25 protein-coding genes and 5 tRNA genes are annotated in these 26,360 nt (G+C 73.7%); 11 read left to right on the forward strand and 19 right to left on the reverse strand.

Translation table 11 applies throughout. The features are described 5' to 3' along the window. The first annotated feature begins 93 nt into the window (after positions 1-93). A complete protein-coding gene (locus tag ACIRQY_RS21855) occupies positions 94-651 on the forward strand; it encodes a CGNR zinc finger domain-containing protein (protein ID WP_351787444.1) in 558 nt (185 codons plus the stop codon). A 170-nt stretch (positions 652-821) separates the two neighbouring features. On the opposite strand, the gene ACIRQY_RS21860 is transcribed toward ACIRQY_RS21855, so the two are convergent. Beyond that, positions 822-983, reverse strand: coding sequence for a hypothetical protein (locus ACIRQY_RS21860; RefSeq protein ID WP_351787442.1), 162 nt, complete (start codon positions 981-983; stop codon positions 822-824). 121 nt (positions 984-1,104) lie between these two features. Then, complete coding sequence (locus tag ACIRQY_RS21865) at positions 1,105-1,518, reverse strand: hypothetical protein (RefSeq protein ID WP_403928115.1); 414 nt, start codon at positions 1,516-1,518, stop codon at positions 1,105-1,107. Between the two features lie 149 nt (positions 1,519-1,667). Between ACIRQY_RS21865 and ACIRQY_RS21870 the strand changes: the two genes are divergently transcribed. After that, a complete protein-coding gene (locus ACIRQY_RS21870; protein WP_351787436.1) occupies positions 1,668-2,183 on the forward strand; it encodes a DsbA family protein in 516 nt (171 codons plus the stop codon). Positions 2,184-2,330: 147 nt separating this feature from the next. Here ACIRQY_RS21870 and ACIRQY_RS21875 read toward each other — a convergent pair whose 3' ends face one another. From ACIRQY_RS21875 to ACIRQY_RS21885, 3 genes are read right to left on the reverse strand one after another with little or no spacing between them, the layout of a single operon-like run. Further along, complete coding sequence (locus ACIRQY_RS21875; RefSeq protein ID WP_403928118.1) at positions 2,331-3,170, reverse strand: GNAT family N-acetyltransferase; 840 nt, start codon at positions 3,168-3,170, stop codon at positions 2,331-2,333. A 42-nt stretch (positions 3,171-3,212) separates the two neighbouring features. Next, entirely contained in the window at positions 3,213-4,043 is an 831-nt protein-coding gene (locus tag ACIRQY_RS21880; protein WP_403928120.1) for an aminotransferase class IV, read from the reverse strand. Beyond that, complete coding sequence (locus ACIRQY_RS21885) at positions 4,040-5,107, reverse strand: chorismate-binding protein (RefSeq protein ID WP_403928123.1); 1,068 nt, start codon at positions 5,105-5,107, stop codon at positions 4,040-4,042. The genes ACIRQY_RS21880 and ACIRQY_RS21885 overlap by 4 nt, the downstream gene beginning before the upstream one ends. A 231-nt stretch (positions 5,108-5,338) precedes the next feature. Here ACIRQY_RS21885 and ACIRQY_RS21890 point away from each other — a divergent pair. From ACIRQY_RS21890 to ACIRQY_RS21910, 5 genes are all read left to right on the forward strand, one after another. Next, positions 5,339-5,411, forward strand: a tRNA-Gly gene (locus tag ACIRQY_RS21890). A 39-nt stretch (positions 5,412-5,450) separates the two neighbouring features. Continuing rightward, positions 5,451-5,524: transfer RNA gene (locus tag ACIRQY_RS21895), tRNA-Cys, on the forward strand. Position 5,525: 1 nt separating this feature from the next. After that, positions 5,526-5,597: transfer RNA gene (locus tag ACIRQY_RS21900), tRNA-Val, on the forward strand. 34 nt (positions 5,598-5,631) lie between these two features. Further along, positions 5,632-5,703 (forward strand) — tRNA-Val (locus ACIRQY_RS21905). Between the two features lie 39 nt (positions 5,704-5,742). Continuing rightward, positions 5,743-5,817, forward strand: a tRNA-Val gene (locus ACIRQY_RS21910). A 60-nt stretch (positions 5,818-5,877) separates the two neighbouring features. Here ACIRQY_RS21910 and ACIRQY_RS21915 read toward each other — a convergent pair. The 3 genes from ACIRQY_RS21915 to ACIRQY_RS21925 form a co-directional block, all read right to left on the reverse strand. Then, the gene (locus ACIRQY_RS21915) at positions 5,878-6,183 is read right to left on the reverse strand and encodes a zf-TFIIB domain-containing protein (RefSeq protein ID WP_351787424.1); all 306 of its coding nucleotides are present in this window, start codon (positions 6,181-6,183) and stop codon (positions 5,878-5,880) included. Positions 6,184-6,229: 46 nt separating this feature from the next. Next, the gene (locus ACIRQY_RS21920; protein ID WP_403928126.1) at positions 6,230-7,483 is read right to left on the reverse strand and encodes a phosphotransferase; all 1,254 of its coding nucleotides are present in this window, start codon (positions 7,481-7,483) and stop codon (positions 6,230-6,232) included. Positions 7,484-8,091: 608 nt separating this feature from the next. Further along, a complete protein-coding gene (locus ACIRQY_RS21925; protein WP_351787418.1) occupies positions 8,092-8,259 on the reverse strand; it encodes a hypothetical protein in 168 nt (55 codons plus the stop codon). Positions 8,260-8,768: 509 nt separating this feature from the next. Here ACIRQY_RS21925 and ACIRQY_RS21930 point away from each other — a divergent pair. Next, positions 8,769-9,929 (forward strand): serine/threonine-protein kinase, encoded by a 1,161-nt coding sequence (locus tag ACIRQY_RS21930; RefSeq protein ID WP_351787415.1) that lies wholly within the window; start codon positions 8,769-8,771, stop codon positions 9,927-9,929. Between the two features lie 134 nt (positions 9,930-10,063). Here ACIRQY_RS21930 and ACIRQY_RS21935 read toward each other — a convergent pair whose 3' ends face one another. From ACIRQY_RS21935 to ACIRQY_RS21970, 8 genes are all read right to left on the reverse strand, one after another. Then, positions 10,064-10,882 carry a TrmH family RNA methyltransferase gene (locus ACIRQY_RS21935; RefSeq protein ID WP_403928129.1) on the reverse strand — a complete coding sequence of 273 codons (819 nt, stop codon included), beginning with the start codon at positions 10,880-10,882 and terminating at the stop codon, positions 10,064-10,066. Between the two features lie 69 nt (positions 10,883-10,951). Continuing rightward, positions 10,952-12,220 (reverse strand): uroporphyrinogen-III C-methyltransferase, encoded by a 1,269-nt coding sequence (cobA, locus tag ACIRQY_RS21940; RefSeq protein WP_403928133.1) that lies wholly within the window; start codon positions 12,218-12,220, stop codon positions 10,952-10,954. Between the two features lie 220 nt (positions 12,221-12,440). Next, a complete protein-coding gene (cobT, locus tag ACIRQY_RS21945; RefSeq protein ID WP_403928135.1) occupies positions 12,441-16,181 on the reverse strand; it encodes a nicotinate-nucleotide--dimethylbenzimidazole phosphoribosyltransferase in 3,741 nt (1,246 codons plus the stop codon). A 306-nt stretch (positions 16,182-16,487) separates the two neighbouring features. After that, positions 16,488-17,723, reverse strand: a complete 1,236-nt coding sequence (cbiE, locus tag ACIRQY_RS21950) for a precorrin-6y C5,15-methyltransferase (decarboxylating) subunit CbiE (protein WP_403928138.1) — start codon at positions 17,721-17,723, stop codon at positions 16,488-16,490. Between the two features lie 80 nt (positions 17,724-17,803). Further along, positions 17,804-18,439, reverse strand: coding sequence for a GNAT family N-acetyltransferase (locus ACIRQY_RS21955; RefSeq protein ID WP_351787401.1), 636 nt, complete (start codon positions 18,437-18,439; stop codon positions 17,804-17,806). Positions 18,440-18,637: 198 nt separating this feature from the next. After that, on the reverse strand, positions 18,638-19,489 hold the full coding sequence (locus tag ACIRQY_RS21960) for a MetQ/NlpA family ABC transporter substrate-binding protein (protein ID WP_351787399.1): 852 nt from the start codon (positions 19,487-19,489) through the stop codon (positions 18,638-18,640). Positions 19,490-19,580: 91 nt separating this feature from the next. Then, positions 19,581-20,249: a methionine ABC transporter permease gene (locus ACIRQY_RS21965; RefSeq protein WP_403928140.1), complete on the reverse strand. Its 669-nt coding sequence runs from the start codon at positions 20,247-20,249 to the stop codon at positions 19,581-19,583. Beyond that, positions 20,246-21,310, reverse strand: coding sequence for an ATP-binding cassette domain-containing protein (locus ACIRQY_RS21970; protein ID WP_351787393.1), 1,065 nt, complete (start codon positions 21,308-21,310; stop codon positions 20,246-20,248). The genes ACIRQY_RS21965 and ACIRQY_RS21970 overlap by 4 nt, the downstream gene beginning before the upstream one ends. Positions 21,311-21,966: 656 nt before the next feature. Between ACIRQY_RS21970 and ACIRQY_RS21975 the strand changes: the two genes are divergently transcribed. Further along, positions 21,967-22,329 (forward strand): hypothetical protein, encoded by a 363-nt coding sequence (locus ACIRQY_RS21975; protein WP_351787390.1) that lies wholly within the window; start codon positions 21,967-21,969, stop codon positions 22,327-22,329. Between the two features lie 2 nt (positions 22,330-22,331). Further along, positions 22,332-22,769, forward strand: a complete 438-nt coding sequence (locus ACIRQY_RS21980; protein ID WP_351787388.1) for a hypothetical protein — start codon at positions 22,332-22,334, stop codon at positions 22,767-22,769. Positions 22,770-22,831: 62 nt separating this feature from the next. On the opposite strand, the gene ACIRQY_RS21985 is transcribed toward ACIRQY_RS21980, so the two are convergent. The 3 genes from ACIRQY_RS21985 to ACIRQY_RS21995 all read right to left on the reverse strand — a co-directional run bounded on the left by ACIRQY_RS21985 (position 22,832) and on the right by ACIRQY_RS21995 (position 25,344). Then, positions 22,832-23,329, reverse strand: a complete 498-nt coding sequence (locus tag ACIRQY_RS21985; protein ID WP_351787385.1) for a GNAT family N-acetyltransferase — start codon at positions 23,327-23,329, stop codon at positions 22,832-22,834. Between the two features lie 35 nt (positions 23,330-23,364). After that, the gene (locus tag ACIRQY_RS21990; protein WP_403928146.1) at positions 23,365-24,018 is read right to left on the reverse strand and encodes a sigma-70 family RNA polymerase sigma factor; all 654 of its coding nucleotides are present in this window, start codon (positions 24,016-24,018) and stop codon (positions 23,365-23,367) included. A gap of 144 nt (positions 24,019-24,162) precedes the next feature. Continuing rightward, positions 24,163-25,344, reverse strand: coding sequence for a glycerophosphodiester phosphodiesterase (locus ACIRQY_RS21995; RefSeq protein WP_403928148.1), 1,182 nt, complete (start codon positions 25,342-25,344; stop codon positions 24,163-24,165). Between the two features lie 218 nt (positions 25,345-25,562). Between ACIRQY_RS21995 and ACIRQY_RS22000 the strand changes: the two genes are divergently transcribed. After that, a complete protein-coding gene (locus ACIRQY_RS22000; protein WP_351787377.1) occupies positions 25,563-26,234 on the forward strand; it encodes a lysophospholipid acyltransferase family protein in 672 nt (223 codons plus the stop codon). The last annotated feature ends 126 nt before the right edge of the window (positions 26,235-26,360 follow it).

Here is a 26,360-nt window from a genome sequence, read left to right on the forward strand (position 1 = left end):
GCGCGGTGGAGGGCGCCGTTGCCCGTTTCCCGGTCACGCTAAAGTCAGCGCCATTCCGCGGGCGCCCGCCCGTGGCCGGCCAGGGAGCGAAACGTGCTGATCCCCCACGACACCCGGATCGCCCTCGACACCGTTGTCGATCTGATGAACACCGCGTCCCAGGGCGACCGCCCCGACGAGCTCGCGGACCTGCCGGGGCTGTACGCCTTCCTGAGCGCCCACAAGGTCAGCGACGTGGGGCGGCTCGGATCCGCCGATCTGGAGGCCGTCCGCCAGGTGCGCGGGAAGTTCGCGGCGGTCTTCTCCGCGCCCGAGGCCCGGATCGCGGCTCCGCTGATCAACCAGCTGGTGGCGGGCGCGGGCACCACCCCGCAGCTCACGGACCACGACGGCTACGACTGGCATGTGCACTATTTCGCGCCGGGCGCCTCGGTGGCGGACCACCTCGCGGCGGACTGCGGGATGGCCCTCGCGTTCATCGTCGTGGCGGGCGAGCAGGAACGGCTGCGGCGCTGTGAGGCACCGGACTGCGGCCGGGCCTTCGTCGACCTTTCCCGCAACCGCTCCCGCCGCTACTGCGACAGCCGCACCTGCGGCAACCGGCTGCACGTGGCCGCCTACCGCGCACGCCGCAAGGAAGCGGCGGGCTGACCTCCCCCGCGCGGCCTCGCCGCGCGCCCCCGCGCCACAGGACGCACGCCAGGGACCCTTCTCGCGCCACGGGCCGCGCGAACGGCACGGGTCGGGGCGAGCCGCACGGGACCGCGCGTCGGACCCGGTCGCGGCATCGCGAGGGCCGGTCGTGGCACGAAGCGGGCCCGTCACAGCACGAAGAGGTCGTGCACGGAGGCCACGAGCAGCAGACAGCCGATCACCCCGAGAAAAATCATGAGGGGTGGTTGGGAGAGCGCGAACAGGCAGCCGCGCGGCTCTTCGTCGGGGGCATCGGTGGTGGGGGCGGTCTCCCGCGAGGTATCCAGCATCTCGGGGGATGATCGCGCACGCCGGGGGCGGGAAATCCAGGAAACCGCCCCATCCCGGGGGCTGTTCACTCCTTCCCGTGGATCACGGATCCAGGACGGACACCGGAATCATCAGAAGTGATCAGATTCCGTGCTTCTTCAGAATCGCCTCGATGTCACTGAAATCCTCTCCGGTGCTCTGGCCCGCCGGGGGCTTGGCCGCCACGGCACGCGAGGGCGTCGACGCGCCGGGGGCCACGGCTCTCGTCCCGCTCCCGTCGTCGCTCCCCTTGCGGACGGCCCTGCGGCGCTCGACGGCCCGGGTGGACAGGAACAGCAGCCACGCGGTGCCGAGCACGCCGAAGCCCGCCCAGGCGACCGGGCTGAACGCCGTGTCCGCGATCCACTGGACCGCGCCCGTCATCACGAGGCCGAGCGGCACCAGGGCATAGGCCGCGATCCGGGCGGCGGACAGGAAACGCTTCCGGTACGCCGAGATCGCGGCGATACCCAGGCCCGCCGCGGCCGCCGCGGAGCAGATGGTCTCGGCGATCATGCGGTCCTCCAGGTCAGGGGTGATTGCGTCCCTTCCATCGTGCACCGCCGGGACCCTCCGGGGCCATGGTCCGCGCCCGGTCTCAGGGAGATCTCCGGGTCCTCCCCTCCGGATCTCCTCCCCAGGTCCCGGTGAGGGAGACTGCTCCCATGAGTGACATCACCACCGCATCCGTCTCCCCCGTCGTCCTGGAGGCGTGGTTCGACCTCCAGTGCCCCGACTGCTTCCAGGCCCTCGACGACGTCCGCGCGCTCCGCGAGAAGTACGGCGACCGGCTCGACGTACAGCTGCGGCACTTCCCGCTCGCGAAGCACAAGCACGCGTACGCCGCCGCGCAGGCGGCGGAGGAGGCCGTGGCGCAGGGCAAGGGCTGGCCGTACGTGGCGGCGCTGCTCGCCAGGACCGCGGACCTCGCCGACCGGGGCGAGCCGGTACTCCTGGAGATCGCCGGTGAACTGGGCCTGGACGCCGAGGAGTTCGACACCGCCCTGATCGACGGGCGGCACCTGCTGACCGTCGACGCCGACGAGGCCGAGGGCAAGGCGGTCAAGGTCACCGGCACCCCGACGTACATCATCGGCGGCGAGCGGCTGGACGGCGGCCAGAGCCAGGACGGGCTGCGGGAGCGCGTCGAGGAGATCGCCGACCGCCTCCTGAACGGCTGACACCCCGCCGGACGACGATCCCGGCCGGGCCGCGCGCGACGGCCGCCCGTCGGCCGGGCGGGCCGGAGGCAGCGGCCCCCCGGAGGGCGGCCCCGCGCCCGGCCGCCCCGGGGCCGACGGGCGCGACGAGGCCCGCGGGCGGACTCCCTACCGCAGTTCCTTGGCGCTGTTGACGTAGGTCACACGGAAGCCCAGCGACTCGTAGAGCCGGATCGCCGGGGTGTTGCCCGCGAAGACGTGCAGTCCGAGCCGGGTCTCCCCGGCCTCCCGCGCGACCCGCTCGGCCAGCAGCATCAGCGCCCGGCCGTAGCCGAGGCCGCGGTGCTCCGCGTCGACCTCGATGTCGTACACGAAGGCCGCCCAGTGCCCCGGCTCCAGTTCGATCCGGCCGGTCCACAGGAATCCGGCGGACCGCCCGTCCCGTACGACCACGTGGATCGCGACGCCCGGTGTGGCCAGGCCCTCGGGAAGGTACTTGCGGTGGCTGGACTCCGCCTTGGCGCGGGCCTGCTCCTCGGGGACGCCCCGGTCGATCCAGCTCCGCGCGAAGCCCTCCTTGGCCCGCGCCTCCCAGACCGCGTACTCCTCGCCGGTCATCGGCCGCACCTCGACGCCCTCCGGCAGGGCGGGCGGCTCCCCGGGCAGTTCCTTGACCATGTTCCGGCTGCGCTCGGTGTAGCCCAGTGAGCGGGCCGTCCGCAGCGCGGCCACGGCGTCGGCGGGCACCGATATCTGCACCTCCACGCAGCCCCAGCCGCGCAGCACCTCCTCGGAGGCCAGTGCGGCGACGGCGCCCCGGCCGCGCCCCCGGTCGGCCTCGTCGATCCCGAGGCGTTCGATGAGACCCGAGGCGGCGCCGAAGCCGGGGTCGGTGGAGAGGTGGACGGAGCCGACGCGGCGACTGTTCACACACACGTCGTAGGTGCGGGAACGGCCGCCGTCGGGCCTCTGCTGAAGCGGCTCGGCCGGCCGCAGGGTGGTGGTCATCAGTGGTGTTCTACCCACCCCGGGGCCGTACGTCATCAGGTTTTAGCCGAGGCGCGGGTCCCGGTCCCGGGCCGCGTGCTCGCCGAAGACCCGCATGGCCTTCGCGGTGACCGGACCGGGCGCCGGGGACAGCTCGCGCCCGTCGACCCGGTGGACCGCCTGGACGTCACGGAGGGTCGAGGTCAGGAAGACCTCCTCGGCGCTCTCCAGGACGTCCAGCGGCAGATCGGTCTCCAGGGCGCCCGTCCACTCGACGGCGAGGGCGCGGGTGATGCCCGGCAGGCAGCCGGAGGCGACCGGCGGGGTGAGGATCCGCCCGTCGACCACGACGAAGACGTTGGATCCGGTGCCCTCGCAGAGCTGTCCGACCGTGTTGGCGAAGAGCGCCTCGGACGCGCCCCGTTCCTTCGCCCTGGCCAGGGCGACCACGTTCTCGGCGTACGAGGTGGTCTTGAGGCCGGTGAGGGCGCCGCGCTCGTTGCGCGTCCAGGGGACGGTGATCACGGCGGTGGAGTCGGGGCGACGGCCGGTCTCCCCGAGGGCGACGACCAGACCCGGGCCCGCGTCACCCCGCTCCGAACCGAGCGGGGAGAGACCGCCGGTGTACGTGATGCGGAGCCTGCCGAGCGGCATCGGGTTGGCCTCCAGGACGGCGGCACAGGCCCGGCGGACCTCGTCGAGGTCCGGGTCGGGCAGTCCCAGGCCGCGCGCGGAGCGGGTGAGCCGCTCCAGGTGAAGGGTGAGAGCAAACGTTTCTCCTCGCTCGGCCCTCACCGTCTCGAAGATGCCGTCGCCGACGGTCAGCCCGTGGTCCAGTACCGAGACCCGGGCGGCCTCCTCGTCGTACAGACCGCCGTTGACCCAGAGTTTCATCGAGAAATGGCCTTTCCGCTCGCCCCAGGGGCGCCCGACTCGTGGACGCCCGACGCTATCGCGACCAGCCGGGCCGCCTTGAGCTCGGTCTCCTCCCACTCGCGCTCGGGGTCCGAGCCCCAGGTGATCCCGGCGCCGGTCCCGAAGCGCAGCACGCCCTCCGGGCGGTCGATCCAGAAGGTCCGTATGCCGACGGCCAGCTCACCGGTGCCCGCGTCGGCGTCCACCCAGCCGATCCCCCCGCAGTAGGGCCCGCGCGGCGCGGTCTCCAGGGCTTCGATGATCCGCAGCGCGCTCGACTTGGGCGCGCCGGTGACGGAACCGGGCGGGAAGGTGGCGGCGAGCAGCTCCGGCCAGCCCGCGCCCTCGCACAGCGTGCCGGTGACCGTGGAGACGAGGTGGACCAGGCCCGGGTGCTCCTCGACGGCGCAGAGTTCGGGGACGGCGACGGAGCCGGTCTCGCTGACGCGCCCCAGGTCGTTGCGGACCAGGTCGACGATCATCACGTTCTCCGCGTGGTCCTTGGGCAGGAGGTCGTCGGCGGTCCTGCCGGTCCCCTTGATGGGCCCGGAGGAGAGGAGCGCCCCCTCCTTGCGCAGATAGAGCTCCGGGGAGGCGGTGGCGATCTCCACGCCGTGGGCGGGCAGCCGGATCGTTCCCGCGTACGGGGCGGGGTTGCCGCGCGCGAGGAGCGAGGTCAGGGCGTCGACGTCGGCGGCGTCGGGGTGCGGCAGCGGTGCGGTCAGCACCCGGCAGAGGTTCGCCTGGTAGACCTCGCCGCGCGCGATGTGCTCGCGCACGCGCCGGACGCCCGCGACGTACGCGGCGCGGTCGAGCGAGGACGTCCAGTCACCGGCGGCGGGCCCGCGCCAGGCGCCCGGGACGGGCGGCGGGACGGGATCGGGCCGCACGTCCCCGAAGCGGGCACAGGTCAGCCGCCCTTCGAAGTCCGCGCAGACGGCCCAGAAGCCGGCGGAGTCCAGGGCCTCGGGGTCGTGGGTGACGTCCCGGAGATCGGTCGCGACGAGGCCGCCGAAGCGGGCCAGAGGGGCAAGGTCGTACACGTGTCGAGTCTAGGTCGGCCGCCGGGGCGGCACCGGGGGCGCACGACGTGGGCTCCCCGCCACCGCGGGCGCACACCGGGTGAACGCCGTACGAACCCTCCGGGACCCCCGGCCGGGCACCCGCGTCGGCCCGCAGGTCAGCACGCTGCGGAAACGCGTTTTTGTACTGGCCCAGGAATCCGCTAGAGTTCAACACGTCGCCGGGACGCGCAAGCGAAACGGAAACGACAAGCGGACGTGGCTCAGTTGGTAGAGCATCACCTTGCCAAGGTGAGGGTCGCGAGTTCGAATCTCGTCGTCCGCTCGATGTGGGGGATCTTCCCGAACCCCTGTATTCACTCCTGGTGGAGTGGCCGAGAGGCGAGGCAACGGCCTGCAAAGCCGTCTACACGGGTTCAAATCCCGTCTCCACCTCCAAGGACGATTAGCTCAGCGGGAGAGCGCTTCCCTGACACGGAAGAGGTCACTGGTTCAATCCCAGTATCGTCCACTGGACCTTCGGGTCCTGGGTCTTCGGATCCCCCGCGCGATTAGCTCAGCGGGAGAGCGCTTCCCTGACACGGAAGAGGTCACTGGTTCAATCCCAGTATCGCGCACGCAGTACGCAGTACCTTCGGGTAGTTCGTGTGCACCCCGCGCGATTAGCTCAGCGGGAGAGCGCTTCCCTGACACGGAAGAGGTCACTGGTTCAATCCCAGTATCGCGCACCATCGAGAAGCCCCCGGCCGCACTTCGCGGCCGGGGGCTTCGTCGTTCCCTCCGGGAACCGCTCAGGAGGAGAAGAGCATCCGGCCGAAGCCGCGCTGCCGGTAGTGGCCGCCGCCGTGGTGACCACCGTGATGGCCGCCGTGCTGCGGAGCACCCCAGGCGGGAGCGGCCGGGGCGGGCTGCGCCGGGTAGGCCCCCGGGGCGGGAGGCGCGGGCGGGGCCTGCTGGACCCACTGGGACTCCAGACGGGTCAGGGCCTCCAGCTCGCCGTAGTCCAGGAAGATCCCCCGGCAGCCGCTGCACTGCTCTATCTGGACGCCGTTGCGGTTGTACGTGTGCATGGCCGCGTGACACTTGGGGCACTGCATGGTCGGGTCAACTCCCTGACTACGCCGTTCGAATGATGGCTTCACCCTATGCGGACGCCCCGGAGGGCGAAGCGGTTCGGAATCCCGCGATACGGGCGCAGGTGTCGATCATCACGTCCTCGACCTCGTCGAGCGGGCGGCCCCGCACGGTCGACTTGGCGAGGGCCAGGGCCGCGGTCTGGACCGTCAGGGCGCGGGCCGGCAGGTCGAGTCGGGCCCAGGGGTCGGCGCCCACGGCGGGGCCGCCCGCCTCCTGGTAGGCGCCGAGGAACCGGGACCAGACCTCCGGCGGCAGGACGCCCGCGGCGAACCAGGCGGCGGGGCGGGCGAGATCCCAGGCCGGGTCGCCGAGACCGAGGTCGTCCACGTCGATGAGCCGCCAGGGCCCGGCGGACTCGGACCGGACGTCACGGACCAGTTGACCGAGATGGAAGTCGCCGTGGCAGAGGAGGCGGGGGCCGTGGGATTCCGGGAGGCCGTGCCCTGCTTGGAGGCAGTGTCCTTCCGGGAGGGAGTGCCCTTCCGGGCTGTCGGGGGATGCCGAGGAGTTGGGGCTGTGCGGGAGGCCAGGGGATTGCGGGAGGTCGGGGCTGTGCGGGAGGCCGGGGGCGTCCGGGGCGTCTGAGGTGCGCGGGAGGTCGGGGCTGTGCGGGAGGCCGGGGGCGTCCGGGGCGTCTGAGGTGCGCGGGATGCCGAGGGCTTCCCGGCGGCCTGGGGCCGTACCGCCGTCGCGGGCGCTCCGGACGCCGGGGATCGTGCGCCAGGCGGCGAGGACCGTCGCGGTGCCCGGATGGTCCGGGGCCGTGGCGCGCATCCGGCCGACCGCGAGGGCCGCCTTGAGCGGGGCCCGCGACTCCGGGAGCCGGGCCGCCCCGCCGGGCGGCGGCGTGCGGTGGAGCCGGGCGAGCAGTCGCGCCGCCGCCTCCCAGGGCGCGGCGTCGGGGTCCGCCGGATCGACCGGCGGTCCGTAGGGCCAGAGGCTGACGGGGCGGCCGTCCAGTTCGCCGGGCCCGCCGGGCAGGGGCGGCAGGAGGACGTCTGAGACGTCCGGGTGGGCGGCCAGCGCGAGGCGGGCGCGGTGCGCGTCGGGGTCGGTGCCGGGGGCGTGCGCCTTGGCTACCAGGTCCCCGTGGCGTACGACGGTGCCGTCGTCCCGGTCGGCGAGGACCCCGACCAGACCGCTCGGGCAGGAGCAGGGGGCGCCGGACCGGTGGGCGACCGCGTGCGCGACGGACGCGAGCCGCTCGGGCAGGGGCGGGGCCGGGTGGTCATGGGCGCGGGGCGGGGCGGTGGGGTCCACGCCGGGAGCGTAGCGGGACGGGTACGGGCGGGGGTGAGGTGCGGGTGGCTTCCCTCGGGGAGCGGGGACGCGGGCGGCTTCCGCCGGAGGGCGCGAGGCGGTGGCCACTCCCCCGGGTGCTCGGGCTCTCTCGGGAACGAGGGGTGTCCGGGTTTCCCGGAGGGCGAGGAGGCCGGGCGGCTTCCGCCGGAAGGCACGAGGGGGCGACCGGTTCTCCCGGGGACGGTGAAGAGCCGTCAGCTGCCCTTCGGGTACATGCGGCGCGCGACCCGCAGGGAAGAACAGGCCCGGGTCGATGCGCCCCGGGTACGCACAGGCGGTCGACCGGACGGGCTCCGGCCCACCTGGCGGGTCGCGGACCCGGACCGCTCGCGTGGCAGGAGGCCCGGCAGGAGTGCGCTTCGGCGGCCGGTCGGTGTTCGCGGGGAGGGGGGACAGGGGTGGCCGTCGGGAAACAGCTCAGGTGGCTGTCCGGGCGGGAACGCGCGAGGGGGCCGGTCAGCTCCCCAGCTGACCGGCCCCACGCTGCCGTCCGCCGCACCCCCGTCCCCACGGGGCTGATGGCCGGATGTCCCGACCCGGGCCGCTCTCCCGGGTCCGGGGCGCTGTCAGCGCCCCAGCATCGTGACCACGGACGACGCCTGTGTGACCACCGCTTCCCAGCCGCCGAAGACGACTACGAGCAGGGCCGCGAGAGGGAGGACCATGGCCGTGGCCACCAGGGGGTGACGTCGGCCGGAAGGCCCGGCGGTCGTCCTCGGTGCCGTGAATGCCATGGTTCCTCTCCTGTCGTCTTGACGCGGCGGGTGCGTGACCTCGGGGGACGAGTGCTGCACCCGCCGCTTGACCTCAACATTAGGGAGCGGGGAGCGCCTGGGCGTCATGCCCGCGTACCGACTTACGGGCCTCCCGGAGGATGACTCCCGTCCGTGCGACGTACTCCCAGGGGTGGAGACAGGGGCGCGAAACCCCGGGTCTTCCCGGAGGGGTCGCGTGCCGGAGGCCCCGGAGGGCGGAGGGGCGTGACATCGGTCACTTCGCCGGGCGTCCCGTGCGCGGTCCGCTCCCCCGGGCCGCCGGGACGGGCCCCGGGGCGCCGGGGCCGGTTCCTCACCAGCCGTCAAGTGTGGTGGTCCGGTGGGTGGTTGGGGTGGGCTCGTGGGCGGGCGCGGCAGGCGCCGCCTTCCCGGTACCGACAATCGATCCGGTGCGAGGGCGCGGCCTATGAGCGCGTGCGGGCGCCACTACGTAAGCTGTGCCACGTCGAACGGACGAGGGGACGGACATGGCGATGATGCGGCTCCGGCGCGAGGATCCGCGGATCGTCGGGTCGTTCCGGCTCCACCGCAGGCTGGGAGCCGGCGGGATGGGCGTCGTGTACCTGGGGTCCGACCGGCGCGGACAGCGGGTGGCGCTCAAGGTGATCCGGCCCGATCTGGCGGAGGACCAGGAGTTCCGGTCGCGGTTCGCCCGCGAGGTGTCGGCCGCCCGGCGCATCCGGGGTGGCTGCACGGCCCGTCTCGTCGCCGCCGACCTGGAGGCCGAGCGTCCCTGGTTCGCCACCCAGTACGTCCCCGGGCCCTCGCTGCACGACCGGGTCGCCGAGGAGGGTCCGCTGCGCGCCGCCGACGTCGCCACGATCGGGGCGGCGCTCTCGGAGGGGCTCGTCGCCGTCCACGAGGCGGGGGTGGTGCACCGGGACCTGAAGCCCTCGAACATCCTGCTGTCCCCCAAGGGCCCCCGGATCATCGACTTCGGCATCGCCTGGGCCACCGGGGCCAGCACCCTCACCCATGTCGGTACGGCCGTCGGCTCGCCCGGTTTCCTCGCCCCGGAGCAGGTGCGCGGAGCGGCCGTCACCCCGGCCACCGACGTTTTCTCGCTCGGTGCCACCCTGGCGTACGCGGCGATGGCCGACTCTCCCTTCGGGCACGGCAGTTCCGAGGTCATGCTCTACCGGGTGGTGCACGAGGAGCCGCAACTGCACGGAGTGCCGGACGCGCTGGCGCCGTTGATCCGGGCCTGTCTGGCGAAGGACCCGGAGGACCGCCCCAGCACGCTCCAGCTGTCGATGCGGCTGAAGGAGATCGCGGCGCGCGAGGCCCAGGGGCTGCCTGCCTCCCGGCCTCCCGCGCAGCGGGAGCGGATGGAGGAGCGGCACACGCTCCGGCCCACCGAGCGGTACACCGAGCGGGACGCCCGGGACCCGGAGCGGCCGTCCGAGCGGGGGCGCGGTGCCGGTGCGGCGAGGCCGTCGGCCGGGCCCCGTACGGACGGCGCGCGGACGCCCCAGTCCCGGCCCGGTACCCGTCCGGGGGCCCGGGGCACGTCCACGGGACGGCGTCCGGCCAACCCCCGGCTGCTGCGGCAGCGGCTCTTCGTCTTCGTGGTCGTGACGCTGGTCGTGGCCCTGGGCATCGCCGCCGCGCAGGCCCTCCAGGGCTGACCCGGCCGCGCCGGAGCCACGGGAACGTCCTGGGGACACCCGGACCACGGGGCTCCCGCGACAGGGACGCTCGGGTCCGGCCGGCGAGGGGCCGGACGTCCGGCCCCTCGCCACCGGGTCTTCCGGTCTCGGGGCTACGACTCCGGGCGGCCCGTGGCCACCGCGTAGAAGGCGACCGCCGCGGCCGCTCCCACGTTCAGCGAGTCGACGCCGTGGGCCATCGGGATGCGCACCCACTCGTCGGCGGCGCGCAGCGCCTGCGTGGACAGGCCGTCGCCCTCCGCGCCCAGCATCAGCGCCACCCTGTCCAGCCGGTGCGGGGCGGCCTCGTCGATCGACGCCGCCTTCTCCGCCGGGGTCAGCGCGAGCACCTTGAAGCCTGCCTCCCGTACGGTCTCCAGGCCGCGCGGCCAGTTCTCCAGACGCGCGTACGGGACGGAGAACACCGCCCCCATCGACACCTTGACCGACCGCCGGTAGAGCGGGTCGGCGCAGTCGGGCGAGAGCAGGACCGCGTCCATACCGAGCGCGGCGGCGCTGCGGAAGATCGCGCCGATATTGGTGTGGTCGTTCACCGATTCCATGACGACCACCCGGCGGGCGCCGCCCAGCAGTTCGGCGGCGTCCGGGAGCGGCTTGCGCTGCATGGAGGCGAGGGCCCCCCGGTGCACGTGGTAGCCGGTGACGCGCTCGGCAAGGTCGGGCTGGACCGCGTACACCGGCGCGGGGACCTCGTCGATGACGTCCCGCATCACGTCGACCCACTTGGCGGAGAGCAGCATGGAGCGCATCTTGTAGCCCGCCTGGCGGGCGCGGCGGATGACCTTCTCGCCCTCGGCGATGAACAGGCCCTCGGCCGGTTCGCGTCTGCGGCGCAGTTCGACGTCGGTCAGGCCGGTGTAGTCGCGCAGGCGCGGGTCGTCGGGGTCGTCGATCGTGATGAGTTCGGCCACGAGGTGATACTGCCTTGTCCGGGGAGTGGTGCCAATGTGTGCGCGGGGTTCTGTTACCCGTGGTTACAGCTACGGTCGTCCGCCCTGTCGTCCCACCAGGCGGTCGGGGCCCTCGGCGACCACGTCGCCGATCACGATGACCGCGGGCGGGCGGACCTCCCGCGCGACGACGGTCTCCGCGACCGTCGCCAGCGTGGCGTCCACCCGGCGCTGCGCCGCCGTGGTGCCCTCCTGGACCAGGGCCAGCGGCGTCCGCGGGTCCTTGCCGTGCGCGATGAGCGCCTCGGCGATCTTCCCTATCTTGTCGACGCCCATGAGGATCACCAGGGTGCCGGTGAGCCGGGCCAGCGACGCCCAGTCGACGAGCGAACGCGGGTCGTCGGGGGCCACGTGCCCGCTGACCACGGTGAACTCATGGGCCACGCCCCGGTGGGTGACCGGGATGCCCGCCGCGCCCGGCACCGAGATGGAGCTGGAGATGCCCGGCACGACCGTGCAGGCGATGCCCTCGGCGGCCAGCGCCTGCGCCTCCTCCATGCCCCGGCCGAAGACGAACGGGTCGCCGCCCTTCAGCCGCACGACCGACCGGCCCGCCTTCGCGTGCTCGATCAGCGCGTTGTTGATGGCCTCCTGCGCCATGAACCGGCCGTACGGGATCTTCGCCGCGTCGATCACCTCGACGTGCGGGGGCAGTTCGTCCAGGAGGTCACGGGGGCCGAGGCGGTCCGCGACGACCACGTCCGCCTCGGCGAGCAGCCGACGGCCGCGCACGGTGATCAGGTCCGGGTCGCCGGGTCCGCCGCCGACCAGGGCGACGAAGGGGGCGCGCGCGCGGTGCTGCGGCGCGGCGAGGGAACCGTCCCGCAGCCCCTCGACGATCGCGTCGCGGACGGCGGCGGAGCGGCGGGGGTCGTGGCCGGTGAGGACCGCCACGGTCACGCCCTCGCTGCGGCCGGTGGCCGGGGTCCAGGCGGTGGCCGCCTCGGCGTCGTCCGAGCGGACGCACCAGGTGCGGGTCCGCTCGGCCTCGGCGGAGGCGGCGGCGTTCGCCGTCGGGTCGGTGGTGGCCACCAGCGCGTACCAGGCGTCGGCGAGGTCGCCCTCCTCGTACCGCCGCCGGGTCCAGGTGATCTCGCCCGCCTCGGCCATCGCCTCCACGGAGGGGGTCGCGGACGGCGAGACCAGCGTGATGTCGGCGCCCGCGGCGATCAGGGCGGGGAGCCGCCGCTGGGCGACCTGCCCGCCGCCGAGGACGACGACGCGACGGCCGGCGAGGCGCAGTCCGACGGGGTAGGCGGGGTGCGTCGCGTTCTCGGCGCGGTCGGCGTGCTCGGCCATGGGTGAGCGGCTCCTCGGGGCGTGGCGTGTGCGGGGCCGCTGCGGCTGTGGAGCGGCTGGTGGGACACGGTGTGTGCGTCCCACGATATCCGCGTCCCGGGGCGGTCACCCTGTGACGGACGTCCCGGTCGCGGGGGCTGCCGGGGCCACTCCCGGAAGCGGCGCGCCTCCTGCCCGGTGGGGCGGGAGGCGCGCCGGCCGGGAGCCGCGCCGGAGCGGGTTACTTCTCGGTGACTCCCGCCGAGTCGAACGTGGCCACCTCGTGCATCGCGCGGGCCGCGCTCTGCACCAGCGGGAGGGCGAGCAGCGCGCCCGTGCCCTCGCCGAGGCGCAGGTCCAGGTCGACCAGGGGGCGCAGGCCCAGCTTGTTGAGCGCGGCCACGTGGCCCGGCTCGGCGCTGCGGTGCCCGGCGATGCAGGCGGCGAGGGACTCGGGGGCGACGGCCCGCGCGACGAGCGCCGCCGCGCCGGTGGACACGCCGTCGAGGATGACCGGGGTACGGAGCGAGGCCCCGCCCAGGATCAGGCCGACGAGGGCCGCGTGCTCCAGGCCGCCGACCGCCGCGAGGACGCCGATCGGGTCCTCCGGGTCCGGCTTGTGCAGGTCGAGGGCGCGCCGGACGACGTCCACCTTGCGGGCGTGCGTGTCGTCGTTGATGCCGGTGCCCCGGCCGGTGACCTCGGCCGGGTCCACCCCGGTGTAGACCGAGATGAGGGCGGCGGACGCGGTGGTGTTCGCGATGCCCATCTCGCCGGTCAGGAGTGCCTTGTTGCCTGCGGCGACCAGGTCGCGGGCGGTCTCGATGCCGACCTCGATGGCGGCGAGCACCTCCTCGCGGGTCATGGCCGTGCCGATGGTGAAGTCGGCGGTGCCCGGCCGGACCTTGCGGGGCAGGAGGCCCGGGGTGGCAGGCAGTTCGGAGGCGACGCCCACGTCGATGACGCAGACCTCGGCGCCCACCTGGTGGGCGAAGGCGTTGCAGACCGCTCCCCCGCCGAGGAAGTTGGCGACCATCTGGCCGGTGACCTCCTGCGGCCAGGGGGTCACGCCCTGGGCGTGCACCCCGTGGTCACCGGCGAAGATCGCGACGGCGGCGGGCTCCGGGATCGGCGGCGGGCAGACCCGGGAGAGCCCGGAGAGCTGGGCGGAGATGATCTCCAGCATCCCGAGCGCCCCGGCCGGCTTGGTCATCCGCTTCTGGCGCTCCCAGGCCTCGCCGAGCGCCTTGGCGTCCAGCGGGCGGATGTCGGCGACGGTCTCCTGGAGCAGGTCGTGCGGCTCCTCGCCGGGCAGCGCCCGGCGGCCGTACGTCTCCTCGTGGACGACCCAGGCCAGCGGACGGCGCTTGGACCAGCCCGCCTGCATCAGCTCGGGCTCCTCGGGGAACTCGTCGACGTAGCCGACGCAGAGGTACGCGACCACTTCGAGATGCTCGGGGAGGCCGAGGGCGCGGACCATCTCGCGCTCGTCGAAGAAGCTGACCCAGCCGACGCCGAGGCCTTCGGCGCGGGCGGCGAGCCAGAGGTTCTCGACCGCGAGAGCCGAGGAGTACGGGGCCATCTGCGGCTGGGTGTAGCGGCCGAGGGTGTGGCGGCCGCCCCGCGTGGGGTCGGCGGTCACCACGATGTTGACCGGGGTGTCGAGGATGGCCTCGATCTTCAGTTCCTTGAACTGCTTCGCCCGCGCCTTCGGCAGCGACTCGGCGTAGGCCTCGCGCTGGCGCACGGCCAGTTCGTGCATCGTCTGCCGGGTCTCGGCGGAGCGGATGACGACGAAGTCCCAGGGCTGGGAGTGGCCGACGCTGGGGGCCGTGTGGGCGGCTTCCAGGACCCGGAGGAGGACCTCGTGCGGGATCGGGTCGGAGCGGAAGCCGTTGCGGATGTCACGGCGCTCGCGCATGACCCGGAGCACCGCCTCGCGCTCGGCGTCGTCGTAGCCGGGGGCGGGGGCGGACTCCTCCAGGGGGCCGGTCCCGGTGTCCGTGACGGCGTCCGGGGCGGCCTCGGGGTTCTCGGTGGCCTCGGGGTTCGCAGTGGCCTCGGTGGCCTCGGTGGCCTCCGCAGGCTCCGCGACGACGGCCTCGGGCCCCTCGGGGGACTCAGGGGTTTCGGCGGTCTCTTCGGCCTGGGGCGCCACTTCGGTCGCGGGAGCCGCTTCGGCCTCGATGGCCACCTCGGTCGCGGGAGCCGCTTCGGCCTCGGGCGTCTCACCCGTCGCGGGAACCTCTTCGGACCCGGGGGTCTCGGGGCTCACCGCGTCCTCGGACGCTTCGACGGCCTCCGGGGACTCAGGAGACTCCACGGGCTCCGGAGACCCCGCGGCCTCCTGAACCTCCGGGGTCCCGGCGCTTCCCTTGTCCTCCGTGTCCTCCGTGGGTACGGCGGTGGCCTCGGCGGCCGGGGCGGGCTCCGCCACGGGCTGGGGCGGGACGTCGGCGGGGGCTGCCTCCTGGACGGGCGGGAGGTCCTCGGCGACGGCTTCCACCGGGGGCTCGGCGGGGAGCGGCTCGGGGACCACCGGGGCTTCGGCCTGTTCGGTCGCCGGGCTCGGCGACTCCACCGGGCTCTCGGGAGCGGGCGCGGGCGCGCCCGCCGCCTCGGCTGCGGGCGTCTCGGCCGTCGCCGTCTCGGCTGCGGGCGTCTCGGCCGTCGCCGCCCCGGGTGCGGGCTCCGGCTCCGGCGCGGTCTCCGGGGTCTGCTCCGGCTCCGGCGCGGCGGCCTCCACGGCCTCGGCGGCGGGCTCGCCCTCGCGCGGGGCGGGGACGAGGCTCTCGGGGGCGACGGCCTCGGCGGGCTCGGCCGGGGGGGCCACGACGGGCTCGGCGGGCGCCTCCTGAGCGGCGGCGGCCGGAGCCTCGGCGGCGACGAGGGCCTCGGGGGCGGCCTCGACGACGGGGTCGACGGCGGGCGCCGGAGCCTCCGCCGGGGCCTGACCGGCGGCGGGCGCCGGATGCGGGGCGAGGTGCGGGGCGGTCGGGACCATGCCCTCGACCTGGACGAACCCCAGGGCCGGGACGACCGTTTCTGCTTCCACGGGGAACGGCTGGGCCGCCGGCACCTGGGGCTGCGCGGTCCACGGCTCGGCGCCCTGCGGCGCGAGCTGCTGGTCCTGCGGCACATCGAGGTACTCGGGGCCGCTGGTCGGCGGGCCCGGGGTGCGCACCGGGGCGGGGCCGGTGGGCGGCATCTGTTCGGGCGCGGCAGCCGGGACGGGCTGTGGGGCGGGCGGGGCGGCCGGGCCCCGGTCGGCGAGGGAGAGCACGACGCCACCGGACTCGGGGACGGGCGGGCCCATGTGGAGCGGACGGCGGGCGGCGGCCGGGGCGGGCGGCGGCACGGGGACGCCGCCGAGGTCGACGGAGCCGGTGTCGTGGCCCGCGGTGCCGTGGGCGCCGGTGTCGAGGATGCCCGGCTCGTAGCCGTGGTCGGTGACGGTCTGCTCCTGCGGGGCGACGGGCACGCCGTGCGCGGGGGTGCCCGCGAACTGCTGGGCCGGGACGCCGTGCGCGGGCGTGCCGAACTGCTCGGCCGGGATGCCGTGGGCGGGGGTGCCCACGGCCGGGGCGACCGGCACGCCCTGGGGCGGGGTCTGCTGCTGAGGGGCGGTCAGGACGTCGCCGAGGGCCACCGCGTCCAGCGGGGCGGTCAGCGGGTCGGTGAGCGGGTCGCCGGACGGGACCCGCGCCTCCTGTGCCGCCGGGTGCGGCAGGCCCTGGTGGGGCGCCGTCCGGTTCGGGAGGGACGGCGGCGGCACGGCGACGGGGGGCGCGGGCACGACGCCGGGCGGGTGCTCGCTCCAGGCGCCCTGGGCGCCCGGCATCAGCAGTACGTCGTCGTCCTCTGCGGGGTGCTCGGAGGGGTCCAGGAAGGCGTACGCGCCCGGTGCGGGGATGCCCGGCTGCTCGACCATGCCTGCGTTCTCCGGCAGTCCCTCGCCCGGGACCTGGCCGGTGTCCGTCATGCGTACCCCTCGCCCATCGCTTGTGTTCCTTCAGACCCGCGCCCGTCGACAAGAACGAGCACGCGTGCCGCGCGGCACGAAAGGACGCGCGGACACCCATACATTGTCGCGGCCCCCGGCCCCGGAGGCAGGGAGATTCGCCACGGTGCGCTGTGGACTGCGCCACGTCGCACGGTCCCCCCGGGTGGCGTACCACGTCACTGGCGTGAACCAGCCATCCAATCAGGACATTGACGAACGAATCACCGAACGTCCGGACGCGGTACAACAATCCGCCAGCCTACCCCGCCGCGCGGAGCTCCCCCGTCAGGGGGAGCGCTCGATCCTGCGTCCGGACAGCAGGAACACGACACAACGCTCCCGTTCCGACCAGTCGTCGGGGTCGAGCCCGACGGTCTGGAGGAGGAGGCTCTCGACCGCGTAGCCGCCGTCGGAGAGGGCGGCGCCGATCGCCTCGGCCTCGTCCCGGGTGGAGGCGTGGGCGACGATGCGCTCCGGCCGCCGGTCCGTACAGGCGCTGACGACGGGCACTCCGCCCGCCGCGATCCGTACGACATCGGGTTCGGGCAGGTTCTCCAGGACGTGCGGGGCGCGCCCCGGGACGGTCTGGAGGGGTACGCCGTGACCCCGGGCGGCCCGTTCGGTGCGGGCGCAGGCGGCCGGGTCGGCGTCCACCGCGATGACGGCGGCGCCGAAGCGGGCGGCCTCGACGGCGAAGGCGCCGCCCGCGCAGCCGATGTCCCAGACGAGGTCGCCGGGGCGGGGGCCGAGCCGGGCGAGCTGCGCCGCGCGCAGGGAGGGGTCCTCGCCGGTGCCGGGCCGGGGCGCGCCGGGCTCGGCGGGGCCGTACTCCCCCGGGGGCAGGCCCCAGCCCCGTACCGGGCGGGCGGCGGGGTCCTGGCCGGACAGCCAGGGCGCGGCGGGGGTGGTGCCGGTGGCTCCGCCGCCGATGACGAGGACGACGTTGGGGTCGCGCCAGGTGTGGTCGGCGGCCTTGTCGGAGGTGAGGACGGAGACGCGTTCCTGTGCGGTGCCGAGCTGTTCGCAGACGACGAAGGTGCGGTGGACGCCGTCGAGGAGGAGGGCGAGTTCGGCGGGTCCCGCGCCGGGCGAGGTGAGGACGGCGACCTTGGGGTGGGCGCGGCAGATGTTGACCGCGCGGCGCAGGGTGCGCTGGTGGGCGACGACGGTCCGGGCGTCCTCCCAGGGCATTCCGGCGCGGGCGAAGGCGGCGGCCACGGCGGAGACCGCGGGGACGACCTCGACCTCCAGGCCGTGCTCGGGGGCGCGCAGGGTGCGGACGACGCCGAAGAAGCCGGGGTCCCCGTCGGCGAGGACGACGGCGGTGCCCCGGTGGCCGGCGATGCGGCGGGCGGCGAGGTCGACGCTGCCGAGGCGGACGCGTTCGGCGGCGGGCGGTACCTCGGGCAGCGCCAGGTGGTGCGCCGCGCCCGCTACGAGGGTGGCGGCCGACAGCGCGGACCTGGCCGCCGCGGTGAGGGGCGAACCGTCCCAGCCGATCACCGTGACGCGGTCGGCCATCGTCGTCTGTCTCCTGGGGTCGTCTGAGGTCGTCGCAGGTCGGAAGCGTGCCGAGCGTACCCCGTGCCGGGCGCCGGGGCTCAGCTCCAGTCGGTGAAGGAGGAGTATCCGGCCTCGGCCATCTGGTCGGCGACCCCGTCGAGGTCCTCGGGGAGGAGACCCCAGACGATGAGGTCGGTGCGCAGCTCGGTCCAGCCGCCGTCCTCGGTGCGGGCCCGGGCTATACAGGCGTCGCGCAGGACGCCCTCGCTGATGCAGCCGATCTTCTGGGCGACCTGCTGGGAGGCGGTGTTGTCGGCCGCCGTGCGCAGTTCCAGGCGCTGGAACCCCTGGTCGCCGAAGAGCCACTGGGCGGTGGCGAGGGCGGCTTCGGAGGCGTATCCCTCGCCGCGCGCCCAGGGGGCGACGATGTAGGAGAGTTCGGTGGAGCGGACCCGCCAGTCGGTCCCGGCCAGCCGGACGACGCCGACCAGGCGCTGGGTGAGGAACTCGGTGACGGCGAGGTCGATGCCCCGGCCGGAGGCGCGCTCGGCGGGCGCCTGCTCGGCGATCCAGGCGCGGGCGGTGGCCTCGGTGAAGGGCTGCGGCACCGGGATCCAGGCGACGACGAGCTCGTCGTTCATCATCTCGGTGAGGGCGGGGACGTCCGCCTCTTCGAGCGCGCGCAGCACCAGCCGGTCCGTGTTGATGGAGATGTCCGGAAAGGTGGTAGTCATGCGCAGCTCCATGCCGAGGACCGTCCGAATCGAGCGTGAACGCACAGCATGCAGTATGCGGACGCCGCCGCGCATGGCCGGGTGGGGTGTCGGCCGGGGGCACGGCGAAGGCCCCGCGCACCGGACGGGATGCGGGGGGCCTTCGACACAAGGGCGGTACGGGGGAACCGGTCTGACGGTCCCTCGGATTCCGCTTTCCTACTTGACGGCACCGAAGGCCGGGACGACCGAGCCCTTGTAGGTGTCCTCGATGAACTTCTTCACCTCGGGCGAGTTGAGGAGCTCCGCGAGCTTCTGCACACGGGCGTCCTTCTCGTTGCCCTCCTTGACGGCGAGGAAGTTGGCGTACGGGTTGCCCTCGGACTTCTCCAGGGCGAGGGAGTCCTTCGCGGGCTCCAGCTTGGCCTCGATGGCGTAGTTGCCGTTGATGACGGCGGCGTCGACCTCGTTCAGGGCGCGGGGCACGGTGGCGGCCTCCAGCTCCTTGAACTCCAGGCCCTTCTTGTCGGTGATGTCGGAGAGCTTGGCGTTGGTGCCGACGCCCGGCTTGATGGTGATCAGGCCGTTCTCGGCGAGCAGCTGGAGGGCGCGGCCGCCGTTGGTGGTGTCGTTGGGGACGGCGATGGTCTGGCCCGCCTTGATGTCCTTCAGCGACGTGAGGTTCTTGGAGTAGAGGCCCAGCGGCTCCAGGTGGACGTTGACCACCGGGACGATGTGGGTGTTGTTCTTCTTGTTGAAGTCGTCGAGGTACGGCTTGTGCTGGAAGAAGTTGGCGTCGACCTGGCCGGACTCGGCGGCGGTGTTCGGCAGGACGTAGTCCGTGAACTCCTTCACCTCCAGCTTCAGACCGGCCTTCTCGGCCAGGTTGTCCTTGACGAACTTCAGGATGTCGGCGTGCGGCGTCGGGGACGCGGCGACGACGAGCGGCTTGTCGGCGGCGGCCGCGCCCTTGGCGGACGACGGGTCCGAGGAGGTGCCGCAGGCGGTGAGGCCGAGGGCGAGGGCGGCGGCGGTGGCGATGCCCGCGGTGAGCTTGATGTTCTTGCGCACGAAGAGTGCCTCTTTCCGGTGGAGCGGTGGAGCCTGGACAACAAGTCCGGGCGTGTTCTTCGAAGGAAGAAGTCAGGGGGGCCGGGGGGCCTCAGGCGGTGCGTCCCCGGCGGGCGAGGAGTCGTACGGTCACGTCGCCGATGAGCTGGATCACGGTCACGATGACGACCAGGAGCGCCACGGTGACGAGCATGAACCGGGTGTCGAAGCGCTGGTAGCCGTAGGTGACGGCCTTCGCGCCGAGGCCTTCGCCGCCGACCGCTCCGGCCATGGCGGAGTAGCCGATGAGGACGATGACCGTGGTGGTGACGGCGGAGACCAGCGAGGGCAGGGACTGCGGGAGCAGGGCCTTGCGGATGATGGTCGGGATGCCGCCGCCCATGGACTGGACGGCTTCGACGAGTCCGTGGTCGACCTCGCGGACGGCCGTCTCGACGAGCCGCGCGAAGAAGGGGATGGCGCCGATGGAGAGCGGCACGATCATCGCGGTCGGGCCGATGAAGGTGCCGACGACGAAACTGGTGAAGGGGCTCACGGCGATCAGCAGGATGATGAAGGGGAGCGAACGTCCCACGTTCACGATCGCACCGACGACCTTGCTCACCGGCAGGTTCTGCAGCAGTCCGCCCTTGTCGGTGAGGACGAGGAGGATGCCGAGCGGGAGGCCGCCGAGGACGGTGACGACGGTGGCCCACAGGACCATGTAGAGCGTGTCGAGCGTGCCCTGCTCCAGCAGGGGCTGCATCTCGGACCAGGTCACTTCGCACCTTCCTTCACCAGTACGTGCGCCGGGGCGGGCACGGTGGCCGGGGTGTCCGGCTCCTCGACGAGTTCGACCTGGAGGCCCTGCTCGCGCAGGAACCCGACCGGGACGACGTTGTCCTCGTACCTTCCGGGCAGCTCGATCCGCATCCGGCCGATCTGGCGGTCGCCGACGGTGTCCATCGCCGCCCCGAGGATCGAGATGTCGATGTTGTACGTGCGGGACAGCTGGGAGATGACCGGCTGGGTCGCGGCCTCGCCGTGGAAGGTGACGTCGACGACCGTGCGGTCGGCGTCGGTGTGGCCGCCGCTGACCGGGAAGAGTTCGGCCGCCAGCTGGGAGCCGGGGGTGGCGAGCAGTCCGCTCACCGTGCCGGACTCGACGACCCGTCCGTGCCGCATCAGGGCGGCGGAGTCGCAGATCGTCTTCACGACGTCCATCTCGTGGGTGATGAGCAGGACGGTGAGGCCGAGCTGCCGGTTGAGGTCGCGGAGCAGCTGGAGGATGGAGCGGGTGGTCTCCGGGTCGAGGGCGCTGGTGGCCTCGTCGGAGAGCAGGACCTTGGGCCTGCCCGCGAGGGCGCGGGCGATGCCGACGCGCTGCTTCTGGCCGCCGGAGAGCTGGCCGGGGTAGGACTTGGCCTTGTCGGCGAGCCCCACCAGGTCGAGGAGTTCGAGGGCCCGGCGGGACCGCTCGGCGCCGGAGACGCCGAGGATCTCCAGGGGGAGTTCGATGTTGTCCTTCACCGTGCGGGAGGACAGCAGGTTGAAGTGCTGGAAGACCATGCCGATGCCGCTGCGTGCCCTGCGCAGGTCCTTGCCGGCGCGGCGGCCCCTGCCCGCGAGGGCGGTCAGGTCGACGCCGTCGACGGTCACCGTGCCGGAGGTGGGGCGCTCCAGGAGGTTGACGCAGCGGATGAGCGAGGACTTGCCGGCGCCGCTCTGGCCGATCACGCCGAAGACCTCGCCCTCGCGGACGTGCAGGTCGACACCGTCCAGAGCGGTGACCTGGCGGCCGCGCGACTCGTAGACCTTGGTCAGGCCCGAAGTGGTGATCACAGGGGTTTTCCGTCACTGTCGAGTGCGCGACGCGGAGTCCGTCACGCACGGGGCATTCGTCAATTCGGACAGTCGGGCGCACGGAGACCGCTCCGGCGTGGGCCGGGAGTCGGCGGGGTGCGCGGGACGGGCACGGTCCACTGCCGGATGGCGGGCGGAACGGCACGGCCGTCGGTCTCGCTTCGGGGCGCGAGACTCAGGCGGGGGCCCTCAGAAGGCGCGCATTCGACACATACAACGAGCACCGGGCGTCGTGATCGCCTCGGTCGCAAGGGTGCGGCTGCTCGTCGTGGTCATGGCTGAAGTAAACCATGCGCAGGTGCGAACGAAAGGAGAGCGTCCGAATAGCGGACACGCATGAGATGTCCAGCGGTCGGTACGGAACCCTCCGCTCCGCCCCGTATTTCCCCTGTGGCCTGCGGGGACGGGGCTCCCGGACCACCCCGCCCCGGGGGTACGGAGGAGGGGTGCGGGGCCCCGGCTGTGGTCAAGGCCACCTCGGCGCCCGTCCGTGCCTCCCCGTGCCCGTCCGTCCCCGCGCGCCCCTCCGTTCCCCTCCGTCGCGCGCCTGCGGGCGCCGCCGGACGGTCCGCGACGCGGACGGAGCGGTGGGGCCGAGCGCATCGGGCCTTTCGGACCGTAATACCCTCGGGCGCATGCTTGACGCCCTGACGGTCGCGGTCTCCGTGGCCGCGCTCGCCCTCGCCGCCTGGTGCGGCTTCGCCGCCCTCCGCGACCAGCCGACCAAGGACTGGCACTTCATCGGCATGGCCGTGGTGACCTTCCTCGTCCTGGTCCAGCTGATCGTCGGGATCGTGCAGCTGGTGCGCGGCGAGAAGGCGGAGGAAGGGGCGACGATCTTCGTCGCCTATCTGCTGGGGGCACTGTGCGCGGTGCCCATCGCCGGTTTCATGTCGCTCGCGGAGCGGAGCCGGTGGGGCTCGGCCACGGTGGCCGCCGGTGCGGTCGTCCTGGCCGTGCTCGAAGTGCGTCTCTACGACATCTGGACGGTGGGCTGACCATGACCGGGACGCGGGAGCGGGAGCAGGACACGGCGGGCACGGGGAACCGGCTCGTCACGGGCCCCGGCATCCTCCTCGTGTGGCTGTACGGCGTGATGTCGGTCGGCGCGGTCTCGCGCTCGATCTACCAGATCGCCACCGAGTTCGACCGTGCGCCGCTCGCGTACGGCCTGTCGGCGGTGGCCGCCGTGGTCTACGCCTTCATCACCTACACGCTGGTGCGCGGCGGGGAGAAGGCCCGCAGGGCGGCGCTGGTGTGCTGCGCCGCCGAACTCGCGGGCGTGCTGGTGGTCGGGACGTGGACGCTGGTCGAGCCGTCCGCCTTCCCGGACGCCACTGTCTGGTCGGACTACGGCTACGGCTACCTCTTCATCCCGGTACTGCTGCCGCTGACCGGCATGTGGTGGCTGCGGAGGTCGCGCGGCACGGAGTCCTGAGGACCCGGCGGTGTCCGGCCCGGACACCGCCGGGCCGGACACCGGGATCCGTGGCCCCGGGATCAGGCCGCCGCCTTCTCCAGGGTCACCAGGGTCAGCCGGGGGCCGACCTCGTGGACGCCGACCTGCGCGTATCCCCGGCTGCGGTAGAGGCGCAGGTTGCCCTCGCTGCGGTGGCCGGTGAAGAGCCGGAAGCGCTTGGCGGACGGGGCGGGCAGCTGGGGGACACCGCCCGCGAAGTGGCCCTCGATGGCGTCGAGGAGCCTGCCGCCGAGGCCGTGCCGCCGCATCCGGGGGTGGACGATGAGCTTGGCGATCCGTACCGTGCCGTCCTCGTCGAGGCGGGCCCGTACGGAGGCGACGACCTCGTCGCCGAGCCGGGCCACCAGCCCGTGCCCCTCGTCGAGTTCGGCGCTCAGGGCGTCGAGCGACTGGGTGAGCGGCTCGATGGACCAGTCCCCGTACAGCTCCGCCTCGCTCTGGTAGCAGAGGTACTGCAGCTTCAGGATGTGCTCCGCGTCCCGCGCGGCCGCCGCTGAGATGGTCACGCTCAGGCCCATGTGTGCACGCCTCCCGCTCTGGTTCGATCATCGGTTTACCGCACACTTCCCCGTCGAGCGGGAGCGGGAACCTCTGTCGCCAGCATTCTGCGCAGGCATCCCAGGCATCGGGAACGCATCGGTCCCAGACTGCCCTGTGAGATACCCAACTCTCCTGCGATTTCCCGGTAGGTGTGGTCCTCCGGGTCGAGCATCGCGGTCAGCACCCGGGGACAGCGGCCGGGCGTCCGGGTGACGGCGGCGCGCAGGGTGCGGCGGCCCTCGGCGGCCATCAGGGAGTGCTCGGGGGAGCCGTGGGGCTCGGCGCCGCCGGGCCGGTGGACGGGCTCCTCGCGGTACGGGGTCTCGCGGTGACTCGTCCTGCGGGCACGGCGGGCCTCCGCCCGGACGGCCCTGCGGAGCCATTCCGCGGGGCGCTCGGGGGCGGTGCCGGTCTCCTGGAGCCGCTCCAGGAGGCGGAGCCAGACGGCCTGTTCGAGGTCGCCCGGATCGACCCCCGCGGCGGGCGCCTCGGCGTCCGACTCGGCGGCGAGCAGGGGCGCGAGCGCGGCGAGGAGGCCCGGGGCGTCGGCGGGGACGGATCCGGGGGCGGCTTCCGCTTCGGCTTCCGCTTCGACTTGGGTTTCCGCTTCGGCTTCCGCTTCGGCGTCACGAGCCGGAGCGGGAGCGGTGGTCCGGTGGGTGGTCATGAGGGGCACGATGCCGGGGCACGCGCGCGTGGTTGCGGTCCGTGGGCCAAACCACCCGGGCGGGGGGTGTGCGGGTCCGTCCGCCCGCCCGTGCACCCCCCTCCGCTCCCCCGGGCGGCTCCCGGGGCGGACGGACCGCCGGGCTCAGCGCCGGGCGGTGAGGTCCGCCGCGGCGAGCAGGGCCGTGTCGGGGTTGTCGGCGAAGATGCCGTCGATGCCGGTCTCCAGGTACCGCTTCAGGGAGCCGAACGCGTCCCCGTACGCCGTCGGGTCCGTGCCCCGGCGGAAGTCGGCGGGCAGGAAGGCGTTCTCGTTGCGGTGGGTGTACGGGTGGAGGACCAGGCCCGCCGCGTGGGCGTCCCGCACCAGGGTCGTCGGCTCGCCGAGCCGCCCGCTCGCGTCCTTGGGGATCACCAGGTCGAGGGTGGGGCCGATGCCCTTGGCGTACGAGGCGATCCAGCGCAGGCCCCGGGGGGTGACGAGGTCGGCGACCGTACGGGGGTCCCCGCTCACGACGAAGTCCCAGGGGCGGGTGCCGGGTCCGGAGAGCAGGACGACGCCGGGCGCGCCGACGAGCTTCGAGAGCCGCTGGATGCTGCTCGGCTCGAAGGACTGGAGGAAGACCGGGGAGTTCGCGCGGTGGCGGCCGTACCGGCGGAGCAGCCCGGCGAGCCGCTCCTCCAGACCGAGGCCCAGGGCGCGGAAGTAGCTGGGGTGCTTGGTCTCGACGTGCAGCCAGACCTCGCGGCCCCGGCGGCGGCCCTCCTCGTCGGCCCAGCGCAGGACCTCCTCGAAGGTGGGGACGGTCCACCGGCCGTCGTACAGGGAGTTCTCCTGGCGGATGGCCGGAATCCGCTCCTTGGCGCGCAGGGTCCTGAGCTCGGCGAGCGTGAAGTCCTCGGTGAACCAGCCGGTGAGGGAGACCCCGTCGACGCTCTTGGTCGCCTTGCGGGAGGCGAACTCGGGGTGGTCGGCGACATCGGTGGTGCCGGTGATGTCGTTCTCGTGCCGGCAGACCAGGTGTCCGTCCTTGGTGGGGACGAGGTCCTGTTCGATGACGTGAGCACCGAGGTCCAGGGCCAGCTGGTAGGAGCCGAGGGTGTGTTCGGGCCGGTAGCCGCTGGCGCCCCGGTGGGCGATGACGGTGGGGACGGGGAGCGAGCGGTAGCCGCCCCGGCCGTGCGTCCGGGCCGCCGGGGCCGGGGTGCCGGCCGCCGACGCCGGGCCCGTACCGGCCGTGAGGGCCGTGGAGGCGCCGAGGACCGTGGCGCCCGCCGCTCCGAGAACCGTCCGCCGTGCCGGGGTCCGGCGTTCGCCCTGGGTCATGAGGTGTCCTCCTGTGTGATGCCCGCGCCTGTCGGCGGGTGTCCCCGACGCTAGGCATCCGGGCCCTACGGACGGCAGACCCCGGCGGAACATGGCGGAAACACACGTCAACACCGCGTATCCACTCGGTGAACCCGATGTGCGTACGGACCGGACGCGCGAGTATCGTCGCGTGCTGCACCGTGGCCCGACCGACCCGCGTCCCACCGGAGGAACCGTTGTCCCGTCTCGCGATCATCAAGGCAGTGCTCGGGCCGCCCATGCGCCTGATGTTCCGCCCCCGCGTGGAGGGCGCCGAGAACATCCCGGGAACCGGTCCCGTCATCCTCGCGGGAAACCACCTGACGTTCATCGACTCGATGATCATGCCGATCTGCCTGGACCGCCCGGTCTACTTCATCGGCAAGGACGAGTACGTGACGGGCAAGGGCCTCAAGGGCCGGGCGATGGCGTGGTTCTTCACCAGCGTCGGCATGATCCCGGTGGACCGGGACGGTGGACGCGGCGGTGTGGCGGCGCTGATGACCGGCCGTCGGGTCCTGGAGGAGGGCAAGATCTTCTCGATCTACCCGGAGGGCACCCGCTCCCCCGACGGCAGGCTGTACCGGGGCCGTACGGGCATCGCGCGCCTCACCCTGATGACCGGGGCGCCGGTGGTGCCGTTCGCGATGATCGGCACCGACAAGATCCAGCCGGGCGGCTCGGGCTTCCCGCGCCCAGGGCGGGTGACGGTCAGGTTCGGCGAGGCGATGGAGTTCTCGCGGTACGACGGGATGGACCGCGACCGTTACGTGCTGCGGGCGGTGACGGACTCGGTGATGACGGAGGTCATGCGGCTGTCCGGGCAGGAGTACGTGGACATGTACGCCACCAAGGCGAAGGCGGCCTGACCGCGGGAACGCGGGGGGGGGGCCCCCCCCCCCGCCGGGGCGGGGCCCCCCCCCCGCCCGCGGGGGGGGGGGACCAATAAACCCGGCGGGGCGCCGCGCCCGCCGCCGCGGGACGGAGGCCGACCG

Source organism: Streptomyces sp. NPDC101490, from assembly GCF_044767145.1.
In the GTDB taxonomy this organism is placed as follows: Bacteria; Actinomycetota; Actinomycetes; order Streptomycetales; family Streptomycetaceae; genus Streptomyces.

Bases quoted from the DNA above. Each gene is read 5' to 3' on its own strand.
- ACIRQY_RS21880 (WP_403928120.1), bottom strand. From the start codon at position 4,043: ATGAAACTCTGGGTCAACGGCGGTCTGTACGACGAGGAGGCCGCCCGG.
- cobA (WP_403928133.1), bottom strand. From the start codon at position 12,220: ATGGCCGAGCACGCCGACCGCGCCGAGAACGCGACGCACCCCGCCTAC.
- ACIRQY_RS21955 (WP_351787401.1), bottom strand. From the start codon at position 18,439: ATGACTACCACCTTTCCGGACATCTCCATCAACACGGACCGGCTGGTG.
- ACIRQY_RS21870 (WP_351787436.1), top strand. From the start codon at position 1,668: ATGAGTGACATCACCACCGCATCCGTCTCCCCCGTCGTCCTGGAGGCG.
- cobT (WP_403928135.1), bottom strand. From the start codon at position 16,181: ATGACGGACACCGGCCAGGTCCCGGGCGAGGGACTGCCGGAGAACGCA.
- ACIRQY_RS21985 (WP_351787385.1), bottom strand. From the start codon at position 23,329: ATGGGCCTGAGCGTGACCATCTCAGCGGCGGCCGCGCGGGACGCGGAG.
- ACIRQY_RS21865 (WP_403928115.1), bottom strand. From the start codon at position 1,518: ATGATCGCCGAGACCATCTGCTCCGCGGCGGCCGCGGCGGGCCTGGGT.
- ACIRQY_RS21975 (WP_351787390.1), top strand. From the start codon at position 21,967: ATGCTTGACGCCCTGACGGTCGCGGTCTCCGTGGCCGCGCTCGCCCTC.
- ACIRQY_RS21995 (WP_403928148.1), bottom strand. From the start codon at position 25,344: ATGACCCAGGGCGAACGCCGGACCCCGGCACGGCGGACGGTTCTCGGA.
- ACIRQY_RS21925 (WP_351787418.1), bottom strand. From the start codon at position 8,259: ATGGCATTCACGGCACCGAGGACGACCGCCGGGCCTTCCGGCCGACGT.
- ACIRQY_RS21930 (WP_351787415.1), top strand. From the start codon at position 8,769: ATGGCGATGATGCGGCTCCGGCGCGAGGATCCGCGGATCGTCGGGTCG.
- ACIRQY_RS21915 (WP_351787424.1), bottom strand. From the start codon at position 6,183: ATGCAGTGCCCCAAGTGTCACGCGGCCATGCACACGTACAACCGCAAC.
- ACIRQY_RS21860 (WP_351787442.1), bottom strand. From the start codon at position 983: ATGCTGGATACCTCGCGGGAGACCGCCCCCACCACCGATGCCCCCGAC.
- ACIRQY_RS21990 (WP_403928146.1), bottom strand. From the start codon at position 24,018: ATGACCACCCACCGGACCACCGCTCCCGCTCCGGCTCGTGACGCCGAA.
- ACIRQY_RS21875 (WP_403928118.1), bottom strand. From the start codon at position 3,170: ATGACCACCACCCTGCGGCCGGCCGAGCCGCTTCAGCAGAGGCCCGAC.
- cbiE (WP_403928138.1), bottom strand. From the start codon at position 17,723: ATGGCCGACCGCGTCACGGTGATCGGCTGGGACGGTTCGCCCCTCACC.
- ACIRQY_RS21980 (WP_351787388.1), top strand. From the start codon at position 22,332: ATGACCGGGACGCGGGAGCGGGAGCAGGACACGGCGGGCACGGGGAAC.